Consider the following 1,027-nt stretch of genomic DNA (forward strand, 5'->3'; position numbering starts at 1 on the left):
CGGAGCGCTCAACGGCCTCCGGCTCGAGGATCGAGGCCTCGATGAGCTCGATCTCGGGCAGGCTCTCCAGGTTTTGGCGATAGCCGCTCGAGAGATCGTCGATGACTGTCACCTGGCGGCCTTGAGCGACCAGCTCGCGGACCAGATTAGAGCCGATGAAGCCGGCTCCGCCGGTTACGGTTGCCTTTGCCACTCTCACATCCTCCCATCCAGGAACTTGCCGGTTTCCTGGTGTTGAAACTCGGGCAGCAGCGCGCCAAGCTGGTCGAGAAGCTCCTGGCGGGACCAGCTTCCGGAGTCGCGCCGAGCCCGGACCTCGGCAAGAAGGTGGCCGACACGGTCGGCATCGGCATCGGTGAGCTCGGGCCATTTTACGACGCCGATCTCCTCGTATCTGCCAAGGTCGACCTCTTCGTCAGCCATGGTGAACTCCTCGACCTCTTTCTCCCCGGTGGTGTCGCTCGAGAAGAAGTAGCAGGGCCAGCGTCCTCGCGCCGCCAGTTCCTCCACGCTCGCCCGGGCCTCTTGTTCGGAGGCGCACGGATGCGCCCGGTAGCCGCGCTCTTCCAAGAACCGCTCGGCGATGGTGCGAAAGTCCACGGCCTCGAAGTTCTCTGTCACGTTGGGAAAATAGACCTCCCGATTGGCGCCCTGGAGACAGGACATGAGACAGAGGACGGCCGCCTCGGAGTCGGTTATGAAGTAGCGGCGGACGTCCTCGGGAGCCGCCAGGGGTTGTCGCTTCTCCAGCCGGCGCGTGAAGCCGTGCAGGAGGCTGCCGTCAGAAAACGCCACGTTTGCGAATCGCGCCGAGGAGACCGGAAGTTCGCCACTCGCACGGGCAAGGCAAAACTCCATGACGCGCTTGGTCGCACCCATCGCATTCGCTGGGTTAGCGGCTTTGTCCGACGAGACCGCGAAGTAGCGATCGGCGCCCATCTCGGCGGCGTAGCGCAAGGTGTCCTCGGTGTTGAGGATGTTGACCGCCAGCATTCGCATCAGCGTGTACGGGTCCTTCTCGCTGCGC

At 64.0% G+C, this 1,027-nt stretch carries 2 protein-coding genes; both read right to left on the reverse strand.

Features of this window, described 5'->3' with window-relative positions; genetic code table 11:
• The coding region (locus GY769_24330) for an NAD-dependent epimerase/dehydratase family protein (protein ID MCP4205048.1) at positions 1-370 on the reverse strand (370 nt) is incomplete at its 3' end.
• Positions 196-1,027, reverse strand: an 832-nt coding sequence (locus GY769_24335) for a polysaccharide biosynthesis protein (GenBank protein ID MCP4205049.1), incomplete at its 5' end; no start/stop codon positions are given. The genes GY769_24330 and GY769_24335, both read right to left, overlap by 175 nt.

It is taken from the genome of bacterium, from assembly GCA_024224155.1.
In the GTDB taxonomy this organism is placed as follows: Bacteria; Acidobacteriota; Thermoanaerobaculia; order Multivoradales; family JAHEKO01; genus CALZIK01.